Annotated in this window: 20 protein-coding genes and 1 tRNA gene; 8 read left to right on the forward strand and 13 right to left on the reverse strand. The window is 60.8% G+C overall.

The window, feature by feature from the left end; all coding sequences use genetic code 11:
• Nucleotides 1–16: 16 nt before the first annotated feature.
• The gene (locus tag A0U94_RS07125) at nt 17–514 is read left to right on the forward strand and encodes a hypothetical protein (protein ID WP_077802944.1); all 498 of its coding nucleotides are present in this window, start codon (nt 17–19) and stop codon (nt 512–514) included.
• Here the strand turns inward: A0U94_RS07125 and A0U94_RS07130 are convergent.
• Genes A0U94_RS07130 through A0U94_RS07165 form a run of 8 tightly spaced genes read right to left on the reverse strand, consistent with a single transcriptional unit; the run spans nt 511 to nt 8338 of the window.
• A complete protein-coding gene (locus A0U94_RS07130; RefSeq protein ID WP_077802945.1) occupies nt 511–1308 on the reverse strand; it encodes an MBL fold metallo-hydrolase in 798 nt (265 codons plus the stop codon). The genes A0U94_RS07125 and A0U94_RS07130 overlap by 4 nt on opposite strands.
• Nucleotides 1305–2090 carry a TatD family hydrolase gene (locus tag A0U94_RS07135; RefSeq protein ID WP_077802946.1) on the reverse strand — a complete coding sequence of 262 codons (786 nt, stop codon included), beginning with the start codon at nt 2088–2090 and terminating at the stop codon, nt 1305–1307. Before A0U94_RS07135 ends, A0U94_RS07130 begins: the two co-directional genes overlap by 4 nt.
• Nucleotides 2087–3622: a methionine--tRNA ligase gene (gene metG / locus A0U94_RS07140; RefSeq protein WP_077802947.1), complete on the reverse strand. Its 1536-nt coding sequence runs from the start codon at nt 3620–3622 to the stop codon at nt 2087–2089. Before metG ends, A0U94_RS07135 begins: the two co-directional genes overlap by 4 nt.
• A gap of 30 nt (nt 3623–3652) precedes the next feature.
• Complete coding sequence (locus tag A0U94_RS07145) at nt 3653–4576, reverse strand: DNA polymerase III subunit delta' (protein WP_077802948.1); 924 nt, start codon at nt 4574–4576, stop codon at nt 3653–3655.
• Nucleotides 4573–5217, reverse strand: a complete 645-nt coding sequence (gene tmk, locus A0U94_RS07150; RefSeq protein ID WP_149026810.1) for a dTMP kinase — start codon at nt 5215–5217, stop codon at nt 4573–4575. Before tmk ends, A0U94_RS07145 begins: the two co-directional genes overlap by 4 nt.
• 4 nt (nt 5218–5221) lie before the next feature.
• Nucleotides 5222–6496, reverse strand: a complete 1275-nt coding sequence (locus tag A0U94_RS07155) for a D-alanyl-D-alanine carboxypeptidase family protein (RefSeq protein ID WP_077802950.1) — start codon at nt 6494–6496, stop codon at nt 5222–5224.
• Complete coding sequence (locus A0U94_RS07160) at nt 6493–7344, reverse strand: RlpA-like double-psi beta-barrel domain-containing protein (protein ID WP_077802951.1); 852 nt, start codon at nt 7342–7344, stop codon at nt 6493–6495. Before A0U94_RS07160 ends, A0U94_RS07155 begins: the two co-directional genes overlap by 4 nt.
• Nucleotides 7331–8338, reverse strand: a complete 1008-nt coding sequence (locus tag A0U94_RS07165; RefSeq protein WP_077803893.1) for a lytic murein transglycosylase — start codon at nt 8336–8338, stop codon at nt 7331–7333. The genes A0U94_RS07160 and A0U94_RS07165 overlap by 14 nt, the downstream gene beginning before the upstream one ends.
• Nucleotides 8339–8531: 193 nt before the next feature.
• Between A0U94_RS07165 and A0U94_RS07170 the strand changes: the two genes are divergently transcribed.
• The gene (locus tag A0U94_RS07170; protein WP_077802952.1) at nt 8532–9098 is read left to right on the forward strand and encodes a DedA family protein; all 567 of its coding nucleotides are present in this window, start codon (nt 8532–8534) and stop codon (nt 9096–9098) included.
• Between the two features lie 5 nt (nt 9099–9103).
• Nucleotides 9104–10168, forward strand: coding sequence for an ATP-grasp domain-containing protein (locus tag A0U94_RS07175; protein WP_077802953.1), 1065 nt, complete (start codon nt 9104–9106; stop codon nt 10166–10168).
• Between the two features lie 13 nt (nt 10169–10181).
• On the opposite strand, the gene A0U94_RS07180 is transcribed toward A0U94_RS07175, so the two are convergent.
• On the reverse strand, nt 10182–10646 hold the full coding sequence (locus A0U94_RS07180) for an MlaD family protein (protein ID WP_077802954.1): 465 nt from the start codon (nt 10644–10646) through the stop codon (nt 10182–10184).
• 158 nt (nt 10647–10804) lie between these two features.
• Between A0U94_RS07180 and A0U94_RS07185 the strand changes: the two genes are divergently transcribed.
• Entirely contained in the window at nt 10805–11647 is an 843-nt protein-coding gene (locus A0U94_RS07185; RefSeq protein ID WP_062109516.1) for an undecaprenyl-diphosphate phosphatase, read from the forward strand.
• A gap of 38 nt (nt 11648–11685) precedes the next feature.
• Complete coding sequence (locus A0U94_RS07190) at nt 11686–13227, forward strand: APC family permease (RefSeq protein WP_077802955.1); 1542 nt, start codon at nt 11686–11688, stop codon at nt 13225–13227.
• On the opposite strand, the gene A0U94_RS07195 is transcribed toward A0U94_RS07190, so the two are convergent.
• Entirely contained in the window at nt 13219–14436 is a 1218-nt protein-coding gene (locus tag A0U94_RS07195; RefSeq protein ID WP_077802956.1) for a mechanosensitive ion channel family protein, read from the reverse strand. The genes A0U94_RS07190 and A0U94_RS07195 overlap by 9 nt on opposite strands.
• A gap of 215 nt (nt 14437–14651) precedes the next feature.
• On the opposite strand from A0U94_RS07195, the gene A0U94_RS07200 reads away from it, so the two are divergent.
• A tRNA-Met gene (locus tag A0U94_RS07200) sits at nt 14652–14726 on the forward strand.
• A gap of 75 nt (nt 14727–14801) precedes the next feature.
• Nucleotides 14802–15671, forward strand: a complete 870-nt coding sequence (locus tag A0U94_RS07205) for a glycosyltransferase family 2 protein (RefSeq protein WP_077802957.1) — start codon at nt 14802–14804, stop codon at nt 15669–15671.
• A 61-nt stretch (nt 15672–15732) separates the two neighbouring features.
• On the opposite strand, the gene A0U94_RS07210 is transcribed toward A0U94_RS07205, so the two are convergent.
• Both A0U94_RS07210 and prmC read right to left on the reverse strand, forming a co-directional pair.
• Nucleotides 15733–16191, reverse strand: coding sequence for a DUF4167 domain-containing protein (locus tag A0U94_RS07210; protein ID WP_062031565.1), 459 nt, complete (start codon nt 16189–16191; stop codon nt 15733–15735).
• A 276-nt stretch (nt 16192–16467) separates the two neighbouring features.
• Nucleotides 16468–17313, reverse strand: coding sequence for a peptide chain release factor N(5)-glutamine methyltransferase (gene prmC / locus A0U94_RS07215; RefSeq protein ID WP_062109525.1), 846 nt, complete (start codon nt 17311–17313; stop codon nt 16468–16470).
• Nucleotides 17314–17342: 29 nt separating this feature from the next.
• On the opposite strand from prmC, the gene A0U94_RS07220 reads away from it, so the two are divergent.
• Nucleotides 17343–17813 carry a hypothetical protein gene (locus A0U94_RS07220; RefSeq protein WP_077802958.1) on the forward strand — a complete coding sequence of 157 codons (471 nt, stop codon included), beginning with the start codon at nt 17343–17345 and terminating at the stop codon, nt 17811–17813.
• Nucleotides 17814–17816: 3 nt separating this feature from the next.
• Here the strand turns inward: A0U94_RS07220 and prfA are convergent, their stop codons facing one another.
• On the reverse strand, nt 17817–18878 hold the full coding sequence (gene prfA, locus A0U94_RS07225) for a peptide chain release factor 1 (protein ID WP_077802959.1): 1062 nt from the start codon (nt 18876–18878) through the stop codon (nt 17817–17819).

Consider the following 18878-nt stretch of genomic DNA (forward strand, 5'->3'; position numbering starts at 1 on the left):
TTAAAGGAACATTCTCATGAGAATGTTTTTATTCTACGTCCTATGTGCTCAGTTCATGCTTCATGGACAGGCTGATGCAGCACCTCCCAATCCGATGCCGTGCATCATAAAGGCGAAGCTCGGGCTATCACTTTATCAGGGCGCAGGCGCCGCGCTCGACGCGACAGGCAAGACGCAGCAATATCTCGTTTATGCGCGGACCAGCGAATGGTGCGGTGCAAGCGGTGGCTGCACACTCTTCATTCTTACGAATAACAGGGGTACATGGCACCTTCTGTCACGCATAACGCTGGTTCATCTGCCGGTTCGCATCCTGCCTAACCTGACTCATGGCTGGCACGATCTCGAAATTTCCTATTCTGGACAGTTGCCAGATGGGCGCCCTGCCCTTGTCCTCAGCCGCATGCGGTTTGACGGAAAACGATATCCGCTCAATCCCTCAGTTCCTCCAGCCGAACCGCTCGCACACCCAACAGGACAGAGTGTTCTCTCACCAGACAGCCCGCTCCATTAAGCCTGGAGTTCGAGAACCATCCCGTCATAGGCAGGCTCAACACCCTCGGGCAGCGTCTTGCACAAGGTCTGGTAATCCATGTCCGGACCCATATGTGTCAGAATCACATGCTTCACGCCAAGACGCTCGCGCCATTCCAGCACGCGTTCGAGCCAGGCATGGGCGGGGTGCGGATCATACTGGAAGCAGTCCACAATCCAGGCCTGAACCCCTTCGAGCAGCAACAGCGCCTCATCTGAAAGCGTTTCGACATCTGTGCTGTAGGCAAAGTTTCCGCACCGTACGCCCAGAGATGTGATCCGCCCGTGGCGCTGTTCGAAAATCTGAGCATTCAATCCGGGGAACAAAACTGTCTCCCCAGTCTGCACGATCCGTTCATCAAAAACCGGCCGATAGAAGTCCGGGCCCTTCCAGGGCGCGAACGCATAGGCATAGCGCAAGCGTAGTTCCTCAAGCACGTCCTGCGTGCCGAGAAGTGGCAGTGGCGTTCCGATCACGCGGTTGATGGCCCGCAATTCATCCAGACCACCAATATGATCGCTATGCGGATGCGTATAGAGGACCGCATGAACATGACTCAGGCCACAGTTCAGCATCTGATCGCGGAAATCCGGCCCTGAATCTACCAGAAGCCGAAAGCCGCCCTCGCCTTCGATCACAACTGAGGAGCGCGTCCGACGGTTACGCGGCTCCGTGGGGTCACACGCACCCCAGATCCCCGTCTGTGGTCCCTCTTCGCCCCCGATCATGGGAACCCCAGCGGAACCTCCACATCCAAGGATCGTCACCTTCATGCAGCGATCCTCGTGAACAGACGACGGGCATTTTCGGTCGTAATCCGTGTGATCTCGTCCAAAGAAACACCGCGCTCCTCTGCCAGACGTGCTGCCGTGTAGGCAACATATCCCGGCGTGTTGGGCTTTCCGCGTTTCGGGACAGGCGCAAGATACGGGCTGTCCGTCTCAACCAGAAGACGATCTTCCGGCACCATCCTTGCGACTTCGCGGATTTCCTCGCATTTCGGAAAGGTCAGCAGGCCAGAGAAGCTGATATAACCCCCCAGTTCCAGAGCGGCTTCTGCCAGTTTCGGACCAGATGCGAAGCAGTGGATCAGGAACGGAAACGCGCCCTTCGCATGCTCTTCGCGCAGGATGCCTATCATGTCGTCATCGGCATTACGTGTGTGGATGACGACTGGCAGTCCCGTCTGGCGTGCAGCCGCGATATGGGTGCGAAACGCAGCATGCTGGGCCGGTTTAGCCTCATCGCCGCTATGGAAATAATCCAGCCCCGTTTCCCCAATCGCCACGACGGAAGGCGCTGCGGTCTTGGCAACAAGCTCTTCAACCGATGGTAGGCGCTCCTCACCCGCATAATCCGGGTGAATGCCGATTGCACACCAGATCCGAAGATCCGGCGTGTCATGCTGCGTCAGGGCAATCTGCGTATCTGCTTTTGAAAACCGTGTCCCGATCGTGATCATTCCGGACAGACCCGCTTCCCGCGCCTGCGCGAAAGCGGGCGCAAGGTCGTCGAGCTTGTCCAGATGACAGTGCGTGTCGATCAATCCTGTCATGCCTCTTCCTCGACAAAGCGGGGAAACAGGCCTTCGGGTTTGGGGAGCGTCCGGCCAGCCGGAAGCAGGGTTTCAAGAGCGGCGAATGTCCGTTCGTCGTCCTGCACACCGAGCTGGACCAGCATCTTGTCCATTGTGTCCGGCATGAAAGGCTGAAGCATGGTTGCGATCCCGCGGATCATATCCACCAGAACCCGCAGCACATCCGCCATCCGCTCCGGATCGGTCTTTTTCAGCGCCCAAGGGGCCTGGCGGTCGATATAGGAATTGGCGGCGCGAATGACCTTCCAGACTTCTTCCAGCGCATCGGTGATCGCCTTGCGCTCGATCTGTTCGGACATGATCGTCGGCAGCAGCGTCACCATCGCCAGCATGGCTTGATCGTCTTCGGTCAGCGTGCCACGCTCGGGCAGAACGCCGCCCAGATTACGGGCCACCTGGCTCAGCGTACGCTGGCACAGATTGCCGAGATCATTCGCCAGCTCGACATTCGTGCGCGTGATCATGGAGCGGCGGCTGAAATTGGAATCGCCGCCGAACGGCACTTCGCGCATCAGGAAGAAGCGCAGCGCATCCAGCCCGAATTCGTCGGCCAACGCCTTCGGATCAAGGACATTGCCGAGAGACTTGCTCATCTTCTCGCCCTCGACCGTCCACCAACCATGGGCAAACACGCTCTTCGGCAGATCAATGCCCGCCGCCATCAGGAACGCTGGCCAGTACACGCAGTGGAAGCGTGCGATTTCCTTGCCCACGACATGCACATCCGCCGGCCAGAACTTCGCCCGCGGATCGTTGAGATCGGGGTAGCCCACGGCCGTTAGATAGTTCGCCAGTGCATCGAACCAGACATACATGACATGGTCCGGATCGTTTGGAACCGGCACGCCCCATTTGAAGCTCGTGCGGCTGACGGACAGGTCGCGCAGCCCCTGACGGACGAAGCTTTCGATTTCACGACGCGGGCCGACGGGACCGATGAAGTCGGGATTGTCTTCGTACAGCTTCAGGAGGCGGTCCTGAAAATCGGACAGACGGAAGAAATAGGACGGCTCCTTGACGCGCTCGACCGGCGCACCGGACGGCGCCACGAACGTTCCGTCGGACTTCTTGACCAGTTCGTCCTCCCCGATGAACGCTTCATCGCGCGTGGAATACCAGCCCTCATAGGCGCCCAGATAGATATGCCCGTTCGCTGCGACCTTCTCCCACAGCGCCTTGGCCGCGCCCTTGTGGCGCTCTTCGGTGGTGCGGATGAACTCGTCGGTCGAAATCGCCATATCCTTCTGCATCTGGCGGAAGGAGGCCGAAACCTCATCGGCGTAGGCCTGCGGGTCCATGCCCTTGGCCACGGCCGTCTGCTCGACCTTCTGGCCGTGCTCGTCGGTGCCGCTGACGAACAGGACCTCTTCGCCGTTCAGGCGATGGAAGCGGGCCAGAACGTCGGCCGCGATGGAGGTATAGGCATGCCCGATATGCGGAGCGCCGTTCACATAGAAGATCGGGGTCGTGATGGTGAAGCGCCGCGTCATGTCCACTCGTTTCATAACGCCCGGACCATCTCAGCTGCCGACAGCGAGTTCCGCTGCCTGACGGATGGCCTGGGCCTTGTCCAGGTTTAAGCCTTCGGTCTGACGCCTCAGCGTGTCCAGTTCGGAACACTGCCGCGCCGCCAGATCAGCCTTTGCAAGATCCCCGCGCCGCGCTGCCGAGCGCGCACGGTCTGCCAGTCCCTCGCCTAGCAAATCGCAGAGCAATGCGAAACCTTCAGCCTCTCTCGCAATACGTTCGCTCAGGGCCATGGTTTCCGATCCACGCACCTGTCCGCCAAGGATTTCCGCCACAAATGATGCAATCGCGCCGTCCCGGTCCTGCGAGAGAAAGAGTGCCCGGCCCGGCGATCCGTGGGCCCGTGCCAGCACATCCGCAGAGATGCCGGGAAATGCGGCGCGCATATCCGCGTCTGACAGCGCGGACAGCGAAAGCATCCGGCATCGGCTGCGGATCGTGGGCAGAAGCGCCCCCGGAGAAGACGTGGTCAGCAGCAGAACGCAGCGTGGGGGCGGCTCTTCAAGGATCTTGAGCAGGCCGTTGGCTGCGAAGCGGTTCAGATATTCCGCGCCGTCCACGATCACCACGCGCCAACCGCCTTCGGTCGCCGTGTGATGCAGGAAGGTTTGCACCGGGCGGACATCAGCCGCCGTGATCTCCCCACGCAGACGGCCTTTTTTCTCGTCAACGGCCCGCGAAATTTCCAGCAGGTCCCCGTGCGTGCCCGCCGCAATGCGCCGTGCCTGCGCCAAGTCCGGATTTTCCGCATTCAGCAGCAGTCGGGCCAGACGGAAGGCCAGCGTCGCTTTGCCAATTCCCGCCGGACCGCAGATCAGCCAGGCATGATGGAGCTTGCCGCCGGCCAGAGCCTGCCGGAACGTCGCTTCTGCTTCGCCGTGACCGTACAGACCCAGAGTATGACGCGGATCGCTCACACGCCCTGAACCGTCAGGTGGTTCTGCACCGCCCGCAGAAGAGCTGCACTGACGGCTTCCGGCGTCTGTCCCGCATCCACGCGTTTCACACGCGCCGGGTCAGAGGACGCAATGGCCTCAAAGCCGGCCAGAACGCGCTCGTGAAACGCTTCCGCCTGACCTTCGTAACGGTCCGTCTGACCGCCGCGGGCGTTAAGACGCGCAAGCGCCTGCGTCCGGGGGAGTTCCAGCATGAGTGTCAGATCGGGCTCGAAATTCACGAGTTTGCGCGCACCATTCAGGAACGCCAGAACCTCAGGTGCACCCTGACCGACACCATGGCCCTGATAGGCCAGCGTCGAATCATGGAAGCGATCGCACACTACGATCTCACCACGCCTCAGTGCCGGAAGAATGGCATTGTCCAGATGGTCCGACCGGGCAGCCATATGCATCAGGATTTCCGCCCGCCAAGAGAGATCGACCTTCCCGAACAGCAGCAGGTTGCGGATTTCTTCCGCGCCCTGCGTGCCACCGGGTTCCCGCGTCAGAAGGACATCGTGTCCCTCCGCACGCAGGGCTTCGGCCAGAAGGCGGGCCTGGGTTGATTTCCCGGCGCCCTCGCCGCCTTCAAGCGTAATAAACAGTCCTGTTCCAGCCATGCCCTTACTGCGCGGTGCCATGGCCCAGACGGGTCATGGCACGGGCGACCAGTCCAAGTTTCGCAACCGATTCGCCGGCTTCAAGCGGCACACGGATATCGGCCATGTTCGGCGCGGAAATCACGAGAGCTCCACAAACCTGCCCCTTCGTCACCGGTGCGATAACCGGCGACGCGTAATCCACGGCGATATGAGAGCGCTGCTGCCAGCCGACGGGCAGAGTCATGACGATATCGGCCCCGGCAACCAGCGGAACCTGACGGTGTTCGCCCATCCACACAGGTGCGGAGTCCACGACCTGCCCGCGACGGAACAGCGTGGCGTTCTCGAAATTCGCAAACGCCCAGGACATCAGACGCTCGCCTTCATGGGCGCGCTCGTTGCTCGACGCCGTGCCGTTGATGACGACGATCACGCGGTTGCCGTTGCGCTTGGAACTGGCACAGAGACCAAAACCGCCCGCATCGGTGTGACCGGTCTTCAGGCCGTCAGCAAGGCCCTTGTCCACCAAGACGTTCCGGTTGCCCTGACGGATGTGATTGTAGGTGAACTCAAGTTCGCCGAAATAATGGTAATACTGCGGGAAATCGCGGATCAGATGCGAGGCCACGGTCGCGACATCGCGGGCCGTCATGTAGTGCCCGTCCGCCGGAAGGCCCGTCACGTTGAGGAAGTGCGAGTTCATCATGCCGAGCTTCGGCGCTTCCTCGTTCATCATCGCGACGAAGCGCTCTTCGGACCCGGCGATTCCTTCGGCGAGCACGATGCAGGCATCATTGCCGGACTGGATCAGCATACCCTGGATCAGGTCGGACACCAGAACGCTCTGGCCCAGCGGCACGAACATCTTGGAGCCCTGCGTGCGCCAAGCCTTCTCGCTGACCGGCAGGCTCTGTTCCAGACGGATACGGCCCGTCGCGAGCATACCGAACACGATATAGGCCGTCATCATCTTCGTGAGCGAAGACGGGGCCATACGCTCGTCAGACGCCTTGTCGAGCAGGACGGCGCCCGTGTCATAATCCACGACATAGGCCCAACGCGCCACGGTATCGAACGGGCCGATCGGCGTGTTCGCGGGCGTTCCAGCCGGCGCGTCTGCCGCAGGAGCCGCAGCAGCTTTCGCAGCGTGCGCCGCATGGTGGTGCGGGCGGGCAAACGCCTTCAGGGGTCCCGCAAAAGAAGCACAGGCCGCAATGCCTGCCACCCCACCGAAAAGAGAGCGTCTAGTCCGCACGTTCGTCCCCAGTTCCACGGCCTTCAGACAACGGGCCGTCATTCCACAATGATCCGCGCGCCCTCTACCCCGCACAGGCGGGTGTGGTCCAGTGCCGCATCCGCCTGTGCGATGTCAGCAAAGGGTCCACCAAGAACACGCCACTCAAGTCCAGCACCTTCGGAGGCATGCAGAACCGTACCGTTACAGCGCAGGGCGACACCTGCCGCCGCCGCATGACCGGAAAATATTCCCATCAGGACATACAGCCCGGCTGGCCCCGGACTGCCCTGCATCCATGTTACGGGCAATGGCCCTACGGCCACGGACGTCGCCGCAGCGGACGAGTCGTTGCCATAGACGTGCGAGGACCCGTCACTCAGCGATGTTTCGCGCACTTCGCCCACCGGAGCGGCAGAAATGCTCTGTGCGGCGGGTCTGCCACCCAGTCCTTCCGCCAGTGTACGACTGGCAAACTCGTCTTCCATGACTTCGACAGGCGTGTCTGCCGTCATGCCCAGCAGGTCAGCCGCTTTTGGGGAAAGTGCGATAATGCGCCCCTGCCCCTGTGGTCCACGATCCGTCAGGCGGATGCGCACGATCCGCCCGTTCAGCAGATTGCGGACGCTAACGATCGCCGGAAGCTGGAGCGTCTGATGTGCGCCGGTCATTCCCTCTGCGGACCAGATCTCCCCATCGGCGGTCAGGCCCGAGGCAGGCGCTTTCTGACGCGTTGCCAGGCCTGTCATGCGGTAGTCGAACTGCTCGCCGGGATAGAACCATCCCTGTGTGCCATGCCAAGCAGCGCCCAGTTCATAATGCGGATGCGCAACAGGCGCGGGTTCGTCGCGATGACACGCGCCCAGAACCGGCAGAAGGGCCAGAACGGCCCCGCAATTACGCAGAGACAATGCCCGTCCCCAGAAGCCCGACGCCCAGTGCATAGTAGTCCGACGGGTTGTAGCGGCGGATCACGTTGAAGTTGTGATAGACCATGAAAGCCTGCGTTCCGGGGCCATCGGGCTGCACGACAGCGCCCTTCACGTCCCGGCGCGAGAACGCTGTCCCGTCCGCACGGCGCACGCCCAGCGCCATCCATTCGGCCAATGTTCGCTGCCTTGTCCGGCCGGTCTCGGTCTTGTCGAGCGCTTTGGTGAGAGTGATTTCCTGCCCCCAGGGCTCGTTGACCTGCCAGCCGCACTTGCCGAGATAATTGGCGATGGACGCGAACACATCGGCTTCCGACGTCCAGATATTCCGCTTGCCGTCTCCGTCTCCGTCCGCCGCATAGCGCAGATAGGCGCTGGGCATGAACTGCGCCTGCCCCATGGCCCCGGCATAGCTGCCGATCATGGCGGCCGGTGCGATGTCGCCGTCATTGAGGATCTGGAGCGCTTTCATGAGCTCGTTACGGAAAAATGCCGAGCGTCGTCCGTCGAAGGCCAGCGTCGCCAGCGCGTCTATGACGGAATACGTTCCGTCATGGGCGCCAAAACCCGACTCGAGTCCCCAGATTCCCATGACGGCACGGTCGTCGCATCCAAAGCGCGCACTTACGGGAGACATCACGGACTGCTGGGCACCATAGACACTCCGCCCTTTCGCAAAACGCGACTCCGGCAGAACGCGGTCCCGGTACTGCGCCCAGGTCAGGGTAAACTCCGGCTGATGACGGTCCAGCTTGAGGACAGAGGCATTGGGGGTGCGGGTCAGGGCGAGCGCCTGTGAGACGATCGACGGCGCAATCCCCTGTGCCAGAGCCTGCGTCCGGACGCTGTCGAGAAAAGCTGCGTAACTCTGCGCCGAAGTCTGGGCCGCAGCCTGCGCTCTGGCAGAGGAAAGCCCCATTGCGGCCGAACCGGCAACGGAGGTCAGGGTGGCAAGCAGATGACGTCTTTGAAGCACGGTCAGGACCAGTCCCTTGCAGGGAGAAATGATAGGGCACACGCTAGCAATCCGCAGCCCGGACCGCCAGCCTCGCCAGAACTCTCTCAGGACCCTGGCAGAGCATTCGCGCCGAAATATGGCACGGCAAGATTGTCGCGGGCGCGCTGGCGTGCGAAACCGGCGACTGAATGTTCATGGACCCTCCCCACTCGTGATCGCCATCGGCCCCGCCATGGCCTCGCAGCCAGCATGGCTGAAGGCAGCCACCATCATTGTGGGCACCTTCATCCTTGAAGACGTGGCCACAGTGCTTTCCGCTGTCGCGGCCCGTGCCGGCGAGGTCAGTATTCCGCTGGCTCTGATGGCGCTCTATTTCGGCGTGGCGGTCGGAGACCTTGGCCTGTACGGCCTTGGGGCCGCCGGTGCACGCTGGCCTTACCTCAGGCGCTTCCTGACGCTCCCCAAGCGCGAACGCACACAGGACTGGTTCAGCGCCAATGTCATCCGCATCGTCGCCATCTCCCGCTTTGTGCCCGGCGCCCGGCTTCCGCTCTATACGGCCTGCGGTTTTTTCCGCGCGCCCTTCCTGCGCTTTGCCCTGACGGCAGTTCTGGCTACGCTGGTGTGGACGACATGTCTTTTTCTGCTCGCCATGCGGGTCGGCGGCTGGCTTCTTGCCCATCAGGGCGGCTGGCGCTGGGCCGGACTGGCGGGGTTTGTCCTGTGTATCGTCGTCGTCGGGCGTCTGATCGCCCGTCTCCAGACCGTGAGCCAATAACAGCAATGTCCAAGCCAGAAGCCGATCAGAACCCGCTTTCCCTCTTCGAGTTCTGGCCCGGTTCCATCTTCTACACGCCCATCGTCCTGTACTGGATCGTCATGGGGATCAAATACCGTGATCTCAGCATCTCGACCGCCGCCAATCCGCGCATCGAAACGGGTGGCCTGTGTGGTGAGAGCAAATCGTCCATTCTCGACATGGGGGGCGCCACGGCACAGTCCTTTATCGCGCCCTATGCCGTCTTCCGCAGCGGCAAAGGGGCGGACCACCGTGCGCTGGATGCCATGACGCGCAAGGGCCTGTCCTTTCCCGTCGTCATCAAGCCCGATATCGGCTGTAATGGGACTGGCGTGAAACTCGTCCACTCCCGTGAGCAGCTTGAAACGGTCCTGCCGCAGTTTCCCGACGACGTGGACATGCTGGTGCAGGAACTCATCACCTATCCCGTCGAGGCCGGACTGTTCTACATCCGCCATCCCGACGAGCCGCATGGCCGCATCACCTCCATTACCTACAAGGAAGCACCGGTCCTGACAGGCGACGGCGTTTCCACAATCGAGGAACTGGTCCTGAGCGACGCGCGCATGAGCCTCGTCCCGCAGATCTATCTGCCCCGCCTTGCGGGGCGGGAAAAGAACATTCTTGCCAAGGGAGAAGAGATGTCGCTGGTCTTCGCGGGCAATCACTGCAAGGGGTCCGTCTTCCGGGATGGCCGCGCCGATACGACCGACGCGCTGACGGCTCGTCTGGACGCCATCATGCAGGATATTCCGGATTTCCATTTCGGGCGCGTGGACGTGAAAGCCGCCTCCATCGAGGATCTGCGGCGTGGCGAGAATTTACGGATTATTGAAATAAACGGCGTCGGGTCTGAAGCCACCCATATCTGGGACCGGCGGACGACGCTCTGGGAAGCCTATCGCGCCCAGTTCTCCCATTACCGCCAGACCTTCCTGATCGGTGCCGCCAACCGGGCGCGGGGCTGGAAAACGTCAGGCGCGTTCTCGATGCTGCATTCCTGGCGCAAACAGCGTCGCCTGCTGGCGTCCTATCCGCTCAACGACTGAAGGGCCGCGGGCCTTACTGGCCCAGCTTGCCACCACCGAAAATATAATTGCTGACCTGCTGCTCTAGCGAGAGCTGATCCTGCGTATCGGTGATCTTGCCCTCGCTGGAGAGCGTCGTGCGGGAATGACCCGGCTGGATCTGCAGGGCGTTGTCGGCCGTCATGGTCGGGGCACCGATTCCCACAGCCGTATCCACCGGAAGATGCAGGCGCTGGTCCACCGTAAAGGCAACATCCGCCATCTGCGATCTGGGGTCGAGCGTGATGGACACGACGCGCCCGACTGGAACACCCGCGAGATCGACATTCGCCCCCGCATGAAGCCCGTTCGCGGAATTAAAGGCAGCATGCAGGACGGAGCCCTGAAAATCCGGTCCCTTGCGCAGGGCATTGCCGTAGGCGAGGAACGTTCCGGCAATCGCCAGCACCAGACCACTGGCCAGGATGGCGCCCCCGCGGCCGCTCAATGTTGACTGCATGCCAGCCTCGCCTTCCGGAAAATCTTGAACAGACCGGGAGTTAGTCCTCCCATGACCGACCGGTCAAGGCTACATCCGTGGTTGCGTCGATTGTAACCATCGGGCAAGTGATTTCTTTTCCGCCTTTGTAAACGAAGGCCTTCACCGAGACAGGCTCCATGACGCTTCTTCAAGCCCTCATTCTCGCCGTCGTCCAAGGAATTACCGAACCCTTTCCGGTAAGCAGCCTTGGTCATGCCGTTCTCCTTCCCGCGCTTCTGCACTGGGATCTGGATGAGCACGCACCGATGTTCCTGCCGTTCCTGACCATGCTTCACGTCGGAACGCTGGTCGCACTGGCGGGTGTGTTCTGGAAAGACTGGGTAGCTATTCTGACCGGAATGATGGGCCGTCATGGCCGCCACGCCCAGATGGATGCGATTCGGGTCTTCCTGCTCCTCGTCATCGCCACCATTCCCGCCGTGCTGGTCGGCTGGCTTCTGGAGCATCGTCTGCGGAATGTTTTCGGCTCTCCCATCGCGGTGGCGGGTTTCCTGATCCTCAACGGATTCCTGCTGATGGCTACCGAGTGGCTCCGCCGCCAGAAAGGCCAGCGCGACCATCGACCCATTTCGACACTCGCTCCGAAAGATGCCGCCATCATCGGCGTCTGGCAGTGCCTTGCCCTTCTGCCCGGCCTGTCGCGCTCCGGCGCCACCATGAATGGCGGTCTCCTGCGGGGGCTGGACCATGAAACGGCCGCGCGCTTCTCCCTGCTGATGGCCCAGCCGATTGTGCTGGCCGCAACGGTCCGGGAAGCCTGGCAGATGCGTCACATGACGATCTCACATGATGTCATGGTGCAGTGCGTTGCAGGCGCCATCGTCGCGGGGATAACTGCGCTGATCTGCTCGCTCCTCATGCTGCGTTTCTTCCGCAACCATGACGGATGGGCGCTCACACCGTTCGGCGTCTACTGCATCGTGGCCGGGACGTTTTCCGCAGCCGTCATCCTTCTCTGAACTTTCCAGCCGCCGTTTTTCGCGGCACATTGCGGATCATGCCAGCTTCGATACAATCTCCTCCTGACGTTTCCGGATCAGGTCGCCGGAAGACCCTTGAACAGGTCCTGTTCGAAAACGATACGAACGGCCTCAAGCGCAGCCTGACGGCGACCCAACTGGTCATTCTTGGCGTCGGATCCACGATCGGCGCTGGCATCTATGTCATGACAGGCACGGCCGCTGCCGAATATGCCGGTCCGTCCGTCCTGATCTCTTTCGTCATCGCCGCCCTCGCCTGCCTGTTCACGGCGTTTTCCTACGGCGAGCTGTCTTCGACCCTGCCTGTCTCGGGATCGGCCTACTCCTACGCCTATATCTCGATGGGCGAGAAAGTGGCGTGGATGGTGGGCTGGCTGCTGCTTCTGGAGTACGGCATCTCATGTTCCGCCGTTGCCGCCGGTCTTTCGGGCTATGCCAGTTCCCTTCTGGGCATCACCGGACTGCACATCCCTGCGGCCCTGACCCACGCCACACTCCAGCCTGTCGCGGGCACGGCCGGTGCACAGATCAGTGCCGGGTGGCGGTTTGACCTGATCGGTTTCGGGGCAACACTGCTTGTAACCGCACTGCTGGTCCGGGGCGTTGAGGAATCCGCCCGCATCAACACCCTGATCGTAGCACTCAAGGTCGGCGTTCTGTTCGTCTTCGTGGCGTTCGGTATCGGTGCCATCAATCCGGCAAACTGGCATCCGTTCATTCCCCCCAGCGAAGGCGGATTTCATTATGGCGTGCGCGGCATCTTCCGTGCGGCATCTGTTATCTTCTTTGCCTATGTCGGGTTCGAAGCCGTCTCCACGGCGTCTGCGGAAGCCCGCAATCCCACACGGGACGTCCCGATCGGCATCATCGGCAGTCTGGTGATCTGCACGGTCGTTTACATGATCGTCGCGACTGTCCTGCTCGGCATCGTGCCCTATCGCGAACTGGATGTTCCCGACCCGCTCGCCATTGCCGTGAAAATCATGCATACGCCCTGGCTGGCTCTGCTGGTTAATGTCGGTGCAACAATTGGCCTCTGCTCTGTTCTCATGGGCCTGATGTACGCCCAGTCGCGCGTTCTGTTGACCATCAGTCGTGACGGCCTGATCCCGCAGATGTTCTGCGTCATTCATCCGCAGTTCCGCACACCGTGGATCGGCACGATCGTGCTCGGCCTTGTGGTGGCGCTCATCACTGCGACACTGCCGATCGACATCATCAGCGACCTCGTTTCTATCGGTACGGCCGCTGCTTTCGGAATTGTCTGTTTCACGGTCATCTGGCAGCGCAACACACGCCCCGATATCGTCCGTCCTTTCAGCGTTCCACTGGGCGGCATCCGTATCCGGGGAATCTGGATCGGCACCACGCCTGCGCTTGGGATCCTGTTCTGTCTGGTCATGACCATTCCACTGGTTTCGGACATGATCCATGCCGTCAGCAGCGGAAACCCTGTTCCGCTCATCCTTCTGGTGTCCTATCTGACGCTCGGGATCGCCACTTACGTTTTTTATGGACGCAGGCACTCGAAAATGCGCCCGAGGCTGCCCTCAGTCTGAGGACATTGACGCACTACTGGGGCCCATTCCTGGCCCCATACTCGGGCCCATATAGCTTCCCGGTGGCGGGCGCCCGATCGGAGGCGCCATCCGCTCCCACGGCTCCTGACCACCTGCGCCGGGAGGCATCATGGAAAAACGCGAACGCGGCAATGCTTCGGGGCATTCATCACGGATCCGTGCAATAATCTTCTCCCGGATATCGCACCGCAGATCCCAGCTCTGAAGCGCCGTCCGCGCACTCGCGATGATACGGATGGACATGACATGCGCGTCGCAGTCTGCCACCTGCACATCAAACACGCGCCCGTCCCATAACGGACAGCCCCGCACGATCTCGTTCAGCATCTCGCGGATCTTGTCCATCGGCGCCTGATAATCGACCCATAGAAACACAACGCCGATGATGGCTGCGGAATTATGCGTCCAGTTCTCGAACTGGTTCTCCAGAAAATACGAGATCGGTACGATATGCCGCCGCCAGTCCCAGACGCGCAGCACCACATAGGTCGCGTTGATTTCCTCCACCCAGCACCAGTCACCATTGATGATGATCAGGTCCTCCATGCGGATCGGCTGTGTCAGTGCGATCTGTACGCCTGCGATCAGATTCGTCAGAAGTCCACGTGCTGACAGGCCGACGATCAGGGACGCCGCTCCCGCCGAAGCGAACAGTGACAATCCGTATTGCTTGACGGACGGGAACAGCATCAGGGCCGATGCCACCGTCACGATCCCCACCAGAATCTCCGTCAGACGCCGCAGAACACGGATCTGCGTCTGGTGCGAACGGATCATGATGTCGTCGGTCTCTTCCCTCGCAGCCAGACGGTTGAGATAAACCTCCGTCATGATCCGAAAGACCATGATCGCTGAAAATCCGAATGTCAGGATCAGCAGGAACAGGAAAAAAAGCTGAAGATCCTCTTCCTGCGTCGCCGTAAAACCCGTCGCCGCCGGAAGTGCGGACAGCATGGCCAGCAAAGCGACCATCAGCCGCGTCGGCCTGCGCAGGGACGAGACGATGCGCCGGATCAGCGCGGCCTTGCGCGATCCCGGAATTTTCAGAAGCTGTGTCGTGACAAGATTGCCGCAATAGAACGCCAGCACCCCCACCATCACAAGCATCAGCACCGAGACGACAGAAGCCGGAAGCCAGGTGAAATAGGATCTTATGGCAAACAGGGTGCTGACGAAGTGTTGCGTCACCAGATGAAAGACTCCTTGCATTGAGAGAAATTGAGAACGCCCCGAAGGCCGGATTGATTGGAAAACCGTGATACCTCAAATGCCACGGGCAGCCGCAGGAATGCGACCCGTAAAAAACATCTTATTTTACGTCCTATTTTCCTGAACCTAACGTGTTGACACCCGGAAAGATCCCCCTTAAAACCCCGCCACAACGCCGGTTCGACCGGCAGGATGGCGGTGTAGCTCAGTGGTAGAGCAGGGGAATCATAATCCCTTGGTCGGCGGTTCAAATCCGTCCACCGCTACCATTCTTTCTTCCAAAAATAAAAAATCGTCGTGACCGGTCTCTATTGTGCAGGTCTGTTTCCTGTATTCTGCGGGGCATGATCAAAAAGCCCCTCGCCGTCGTGACCATGGTTTACAACGAGCCCGAGCATCTTCAGGTCTGGCGGCGTCATTATGGCGCACAGGTTGGGGAAAGCGCCTGTTACGTCATTGATCACGGCTCCGATGACGGGTGTACGGCCCATCTGGGACAGGTGAATGTCGTCCGGATTCCCCGCTCCCCCCAGGACGATGAGCGCCGCACCCGGGCTATCGGGAAATTCTGCGACAGTCTGCTCGAATGGTATGACAGCGTCATCTATGCGGATGTGGACGAAATTCTCCTCGCGGACCCGGCATTCGTCCCGTCCCTGACGGAATTCGCGCTGCTGAACCGAAGTCCCGTGGTCACGGCGACCGGCTTTGACGTCATCCACCTTCCAGATGAGGAAGGCCCGTTCGACTACAGCCGCCCCTTCTCCCTGCAGCGCCGCCATCTCCGCTTTTCGAGCGCGATGTGCAAACCGGTCCTGACTCGAATTCCCATCACCTGGGCTCCCGGTTTCCACTGCTGCGCAGAAGCCGTTCCCAGTCTCGCCGCTCCCCTTTTTCTCTTCCATCTGCGTTATGCCGATCTGGGCTCAGGCCTGGCACGGCTGGAGCGGACCCGCAGGCAGCCCTGGGTCTCGGAAGATGTCGGACGCCATCAGCGTCTCGAAAATATGGACTGGAAAAACATGCTGCTCGCAATGGCGGGGCTGCCCAGAACGGAAGGCACGCTCGACAACCGGGACGGGCGCCTCACGCACTGGCGGCAGCAGGTTGAGGACAGCGCCCGGACACGCCTGCACGACCTCTACCGCCTTGACCTGCATCTGAGTGGGACAGAGCTCTGGCGCCTGCCCGACCGCTTTATGGCGCGTGTCTGAGGCATAAAAAAACCGGCTCCTTGTAGGGCCGGTTTTTTTTATGCGCTGAAAACTGAAAGCCTTACTCTGCTTCCACTTCCGCTGCACGGCGATCGTGGCTTTCCTCGGAGGGGCGCTCCGAAGCATAGTCCGCCTCCTGCTCGGATGACGGAGCCTCATCCTCGCCCCGTTCACCGCGCGGTTCACGACGGTCCTCATAGGCCCGCTGCCGCTGCTGCTGACGCTCGGTGCGTTCCTGCTGGCTTTTCTCGGCGGCCTGATTCATGGCGTTGAGAATACGGAAATAATGCTCCGCGTGCTGGAAATAGGCTTCTGCAAGAATGCGGTCGCCAGTTCCGGTTGCGTCGCGGCCGAGCTGGAGATACTTCTCGAACAGCTGCTGCGCCGTACCACGGACCCTCAGATCAGGCCCGTTACTGTCAAACACATGGTTGCGGTTCAGAGGTGTCTGGGCACTGCTGCTGCGTGACGGCCCACTGCCCGCACGATGATGCCGGCCTCTTATGCGCTTCATATTCATCGACCCGTGATGCACTTTCATGATGACGTGGACCGTTCTGCAACCGCAGAAAGTTCCGACCGCCGCTATCGAAAAAGACGTCTGTCTGTTCCGCTATGGCTGAACCCGGCTCAGCCAGTCTTCCATCGTCAGTGCAGGATGACGTGAACGATGGGCAAAGATACGTCTGAGAGTGCCTGTAAAGCACTTTCAAATCGCATGCATTGGCTTTAGCCATACCAAGTTCCGTCAGTCAAGCCAACGGTTTTTCGTCATCTGACGCTCCTGACTGCGTCCTTATCTGGGTAATTGCAGGACGAGCGCTCTTTCCACGCCGCCAAGATCCTTTCGGCGCGCCACTTCCCGCAGACCGTTCTGCACCCCCAGTGCGGAGACGTCGTCGATCTGTCCGACCCCCATCTCAAGGATCGCATACCCTCCCGGCACCAGAAGATCCGGCAGGGCTGCGCACAGGACACGATACGCTTCCAGCCCATCCACCCCACCATCCAGCGCCCGCGCCGGTTCATAGCGCACGACTTCAGGCATCAGCCCCGACAGATCTCCGCTCTCAATATAAGGCGGGTTGGACAACACGATATCGAACCGGGCGTTCAGCGCGTCTGCCCAGCTTCCGGCCAGAAAGGCACTCCGGTCCCCAAGCCCCGTACGCTTGGAGTTCCGCCGCGCCAGAGCCGCGGCCTGAGGAGAAAGATCGACACCCACGCCTGTCGCCTGCGGATATTCAGACAGGGCTGCGAGCAGCAGACAGCCCGTTCCGGTCCCCAGATCCAGAACGGACAGCGGCGCCTTACGATCCGGCCTGATATCCAGCAGCGCTTCGATCAGCGCCTCGCTGTCGGCACGGGGGATCAGCGTGTCACGCCCCGTCTCCAGATCCAGCGTCCAGAACCCTGTCTCGCCCGTGATGAACGCCAAGGGCTCGCGCCCCAGTCTGCGCTTCAGGGCGTCTGCGAATCGCGCTTTCTGTGACGCATCCACAGCATCCAGAGACAGTAGTCCGCCCAGATCCCGGCCTGTCGCCCAGCCCAGCAGAAGCCGCGCCTCGCGGCGCGCATCTTCGATCCCGGCCTTCTCCAGTGCCTGTGAGGCCTCGCGCAAAAGATCATCTTTGGGCATCATCTTAAAGCGAACCTGCTATAGTTGGTGTCATGAAGTCCAAACGTGCGCTCCTCTTTTCCGCTCTGCTGCTTGGCTGCACCCTCACACCCGTTCAGGCACAGTCAGACCTGTCGCGGGAACTACCCCCGTCTTTTACGGTAACGGACGAGCGTGCGCCTGAAGAAATTTCAGAAGTCTCGCGCCTCTATCTGGATGGCAATCTGGTTGCAACGTTCAGACTCGGGTTGTCCAAGGCACATGAGACGCAGACGATCGCGCTTCCGGTCGGCCGCTCAGATGTGGATTACGCCCTGTGCGGGGAAATCACCATTGTGCGAAACGGCCATCAGGAAACCCATCAGGTGAGCAGCGAAGGCCAGCTTCACCATCCGGAAGGCCATTCGCTTGATGCCGTGGGGACTAACAATTTCACCGATTTCTTTCTGGTAGATTACGACGATGCCGCCGTTGCAACGCACCGACATGGGCGTGCTGCCGTCTGCGCCACACCGAACACCTGAGTTTCAGAACCCTGCAGCGGCGAGCAGTTCGGTCTGCTCTTCCCGCGTCAGGGCGTCGATGATCTCGTCGAATTCACCGCCCATGATCCGGTCGATCTTATAGAGCGTCAGGTTGATCCGGTGGTCCGTCACGCGGCCCTGTGGGAAGTTATACGTCCGGATGCGCTCCGAACGGTCGCCGGTCCCGACCTGTGATTTCCGGTCCGCCGCCCGCGTGGCATGGAGCTGCGCGCGTTCGCGCTCATAGAGCCGGGCGCGCAGGATCTTCATAGCCTTGGCCTTGTTTTTGTGCTGGCTCTTCTCTTCCTGCATCGCCACCACAATGCCGCTGGGCATGTGGGTCACGCGCACCGCGCTCTCGGTCTTGTTAACGTGCTGACCACCGGCACCAGAGGCGCGATAGACGTCAATCCGCAGATCGTCGTCATTGATCGTGACATCGACATCTTCGGCTTCCGGCAGCACGGCGACAGTCACGGTCGAGGTATGGATGCGGCCCTGACTTTCCGTTGCCGGAACACGCTGAACGCGATGCACACCGGATTCGTACTTCAGACGGGCAAAAACCGAGCGGCCTGAAATGGTCGCCATACCTTCTTTGAGGCCTGCGACTTCATTTTCGGAATATTCCATGACCTCGAAACGCCAGCCATTCTGCTCGGAAAAGCGGCGATAGGCATCGAAGAGTTCGGCCGCGAACAGTCCGGCTTCGTCTCCGCCAGCGGCCGGCCGGATTTCGAGAATGGCGCTGCGCTCATCTGCCGCATCTTTCGGCAGAAGCGCCAGACGCAGGGCGTGCTGGAGATCGGGCAAGGTCGCCTCGATCTCCGCAAGCTCCATCTGCGCCAGCTCGCGCATTTCCGGATCGTCAAGCAGGGCCTGCGCCCCCGCTTTCTGTTCCTCAGCGCTTTTCCAGGCCTGGATGGACGCGACCACCGGCTCCAGTTCGGCATATTCCTGCGACAGACGGGTGAAATCCTCACCCGTCAGATCGCCCGAAGACATCAAGGCCTGAACTTCCTCCGAACGCGCGACAATCCGCTCAAGCCTGTCATCAAACGCCAT

It is taken from the genome of Gluconobacter albidus, assembly GCF_002005485.1.
Classification (GTDB): Bacteria; Pseudomonadota; Alphaproteobacteria; order Acetobacterales; family Acetobacteraceae; genus Gluconobacter; species Gluconobacter albidus.

What these genes read in the sequence shown, in the direction of transcription:
- A0U94_RS07125 (WP_077802944.1), top strand. Translation starts at nt 17, where the DNA reads ATGAGAATGTTTTTATTCTACGTCCTATGTGCTCAGTTCATGCTTCAT.
- A0U94_RS07130 (WP_077802945.1), bottom strand. Translation starts at nt 1,308, where the DNA reads ATGAAGGTGACGATCCTTGGATGTGGAGGTTCCGCTGGGGTTCCCATG.
- A0U94_RS07135 (WP_077802946.1), bottom strand. Translation starts at nt 2,090, where the DNA reads ATGACAGGATTGATCGACACGCACTGTCATCTGGACAAGCTCGACGAC.
- metG (WP_077802947.1), bottom strand. Translation starts at nt 3,622, where the DNA reads ATGACGCGGCGCTTCACCATCACGACCCCGATCTTCTATGTGAACGGC.
- tmk (WP_149026810.1), bottom strand. Translation starts at nt 5,217, where the DNA reads ATGGCTGGAACAGGACTGTTTATTACGCTTGAAGGCGGCGAGGGCGCC.
- A0U94_RS07155 (WP_077802950.1), bottom strand. Translation starts at nt 6,496, where the DNA reads ATGACGGCCCGTTGTCTGAAGGCCGTGGAACTGGGGACGAACGTGCGG.
- A0U94_RS07175 (WP_077802953.1), top strand. Translation starts at nt 9,104, where the DNA reads ATGTCCAAGCCAGAAGCCGATCAGAACCCGCTTTCCCTCTTCGAGTTC.
- A0U94_RS07180 (WP_077802954.1), bottom strand. Translation starts at nt 10,646, where the DNA reads ATGCAGTCAACATTGAGCGGCCGCGGGGGCGCCATCCTGGCCAGTGGT.
- A0U94_RS07185 (WP_062109516.1), top strand. Translation starts at nt 10,805, where the DNA reads ATGACGCTTCTTCAAGCCCTCATTCTCGCCGTCGTCCAAGGAATTACC.
- A0U94_RS07190 (WP_077802955.1), top strand. Translation starts at nt 11,686, where the DNA reads ATGCCAGCTTCGATACAATCTCCTCCTGACGTTTCCGGATCAGGTCGC.
- A0U94_RS07205 (WP_077802957.1), top strand. Translation starts at nt 14,802, where the DNA reads ATGATCAAAAAGCCCCTCGCCGTCGTGACCATGGTTTACAACGAGCCC.
- A0U94_RS07210 (WP_062031565.1), bottom strand. Translation starts at nt 16,191, where the DNA reads ATGAATATGAAGCGCATAAGAGGCCGGCATCATCGTGCGGGCAGTGGG.
- prmC (WP_062109525.1), bottom strand. Translation starts at nt 17,313, where the DNA reads ATGATGCCCAAAGATGATCTTTTGCGCGAGGCCTCACAGGCACTGGAG.
- A0U94_RS07220 (WP_077802958.1), top strand. Translation starts at nt 17,343, where the DNA reads ATGAAGTCCAAACGTGCGCTCCTCTTTTCCGCTCTGCTGCTTGGCTGC.
- prfA (WP_077802959.1), bottom strand. Translation starts at nt 18,878, where the DNA reads ATGGCGTTTGATGACAGGCTTGAGCGGATTGTCGCGCGTTCGGAGGAA.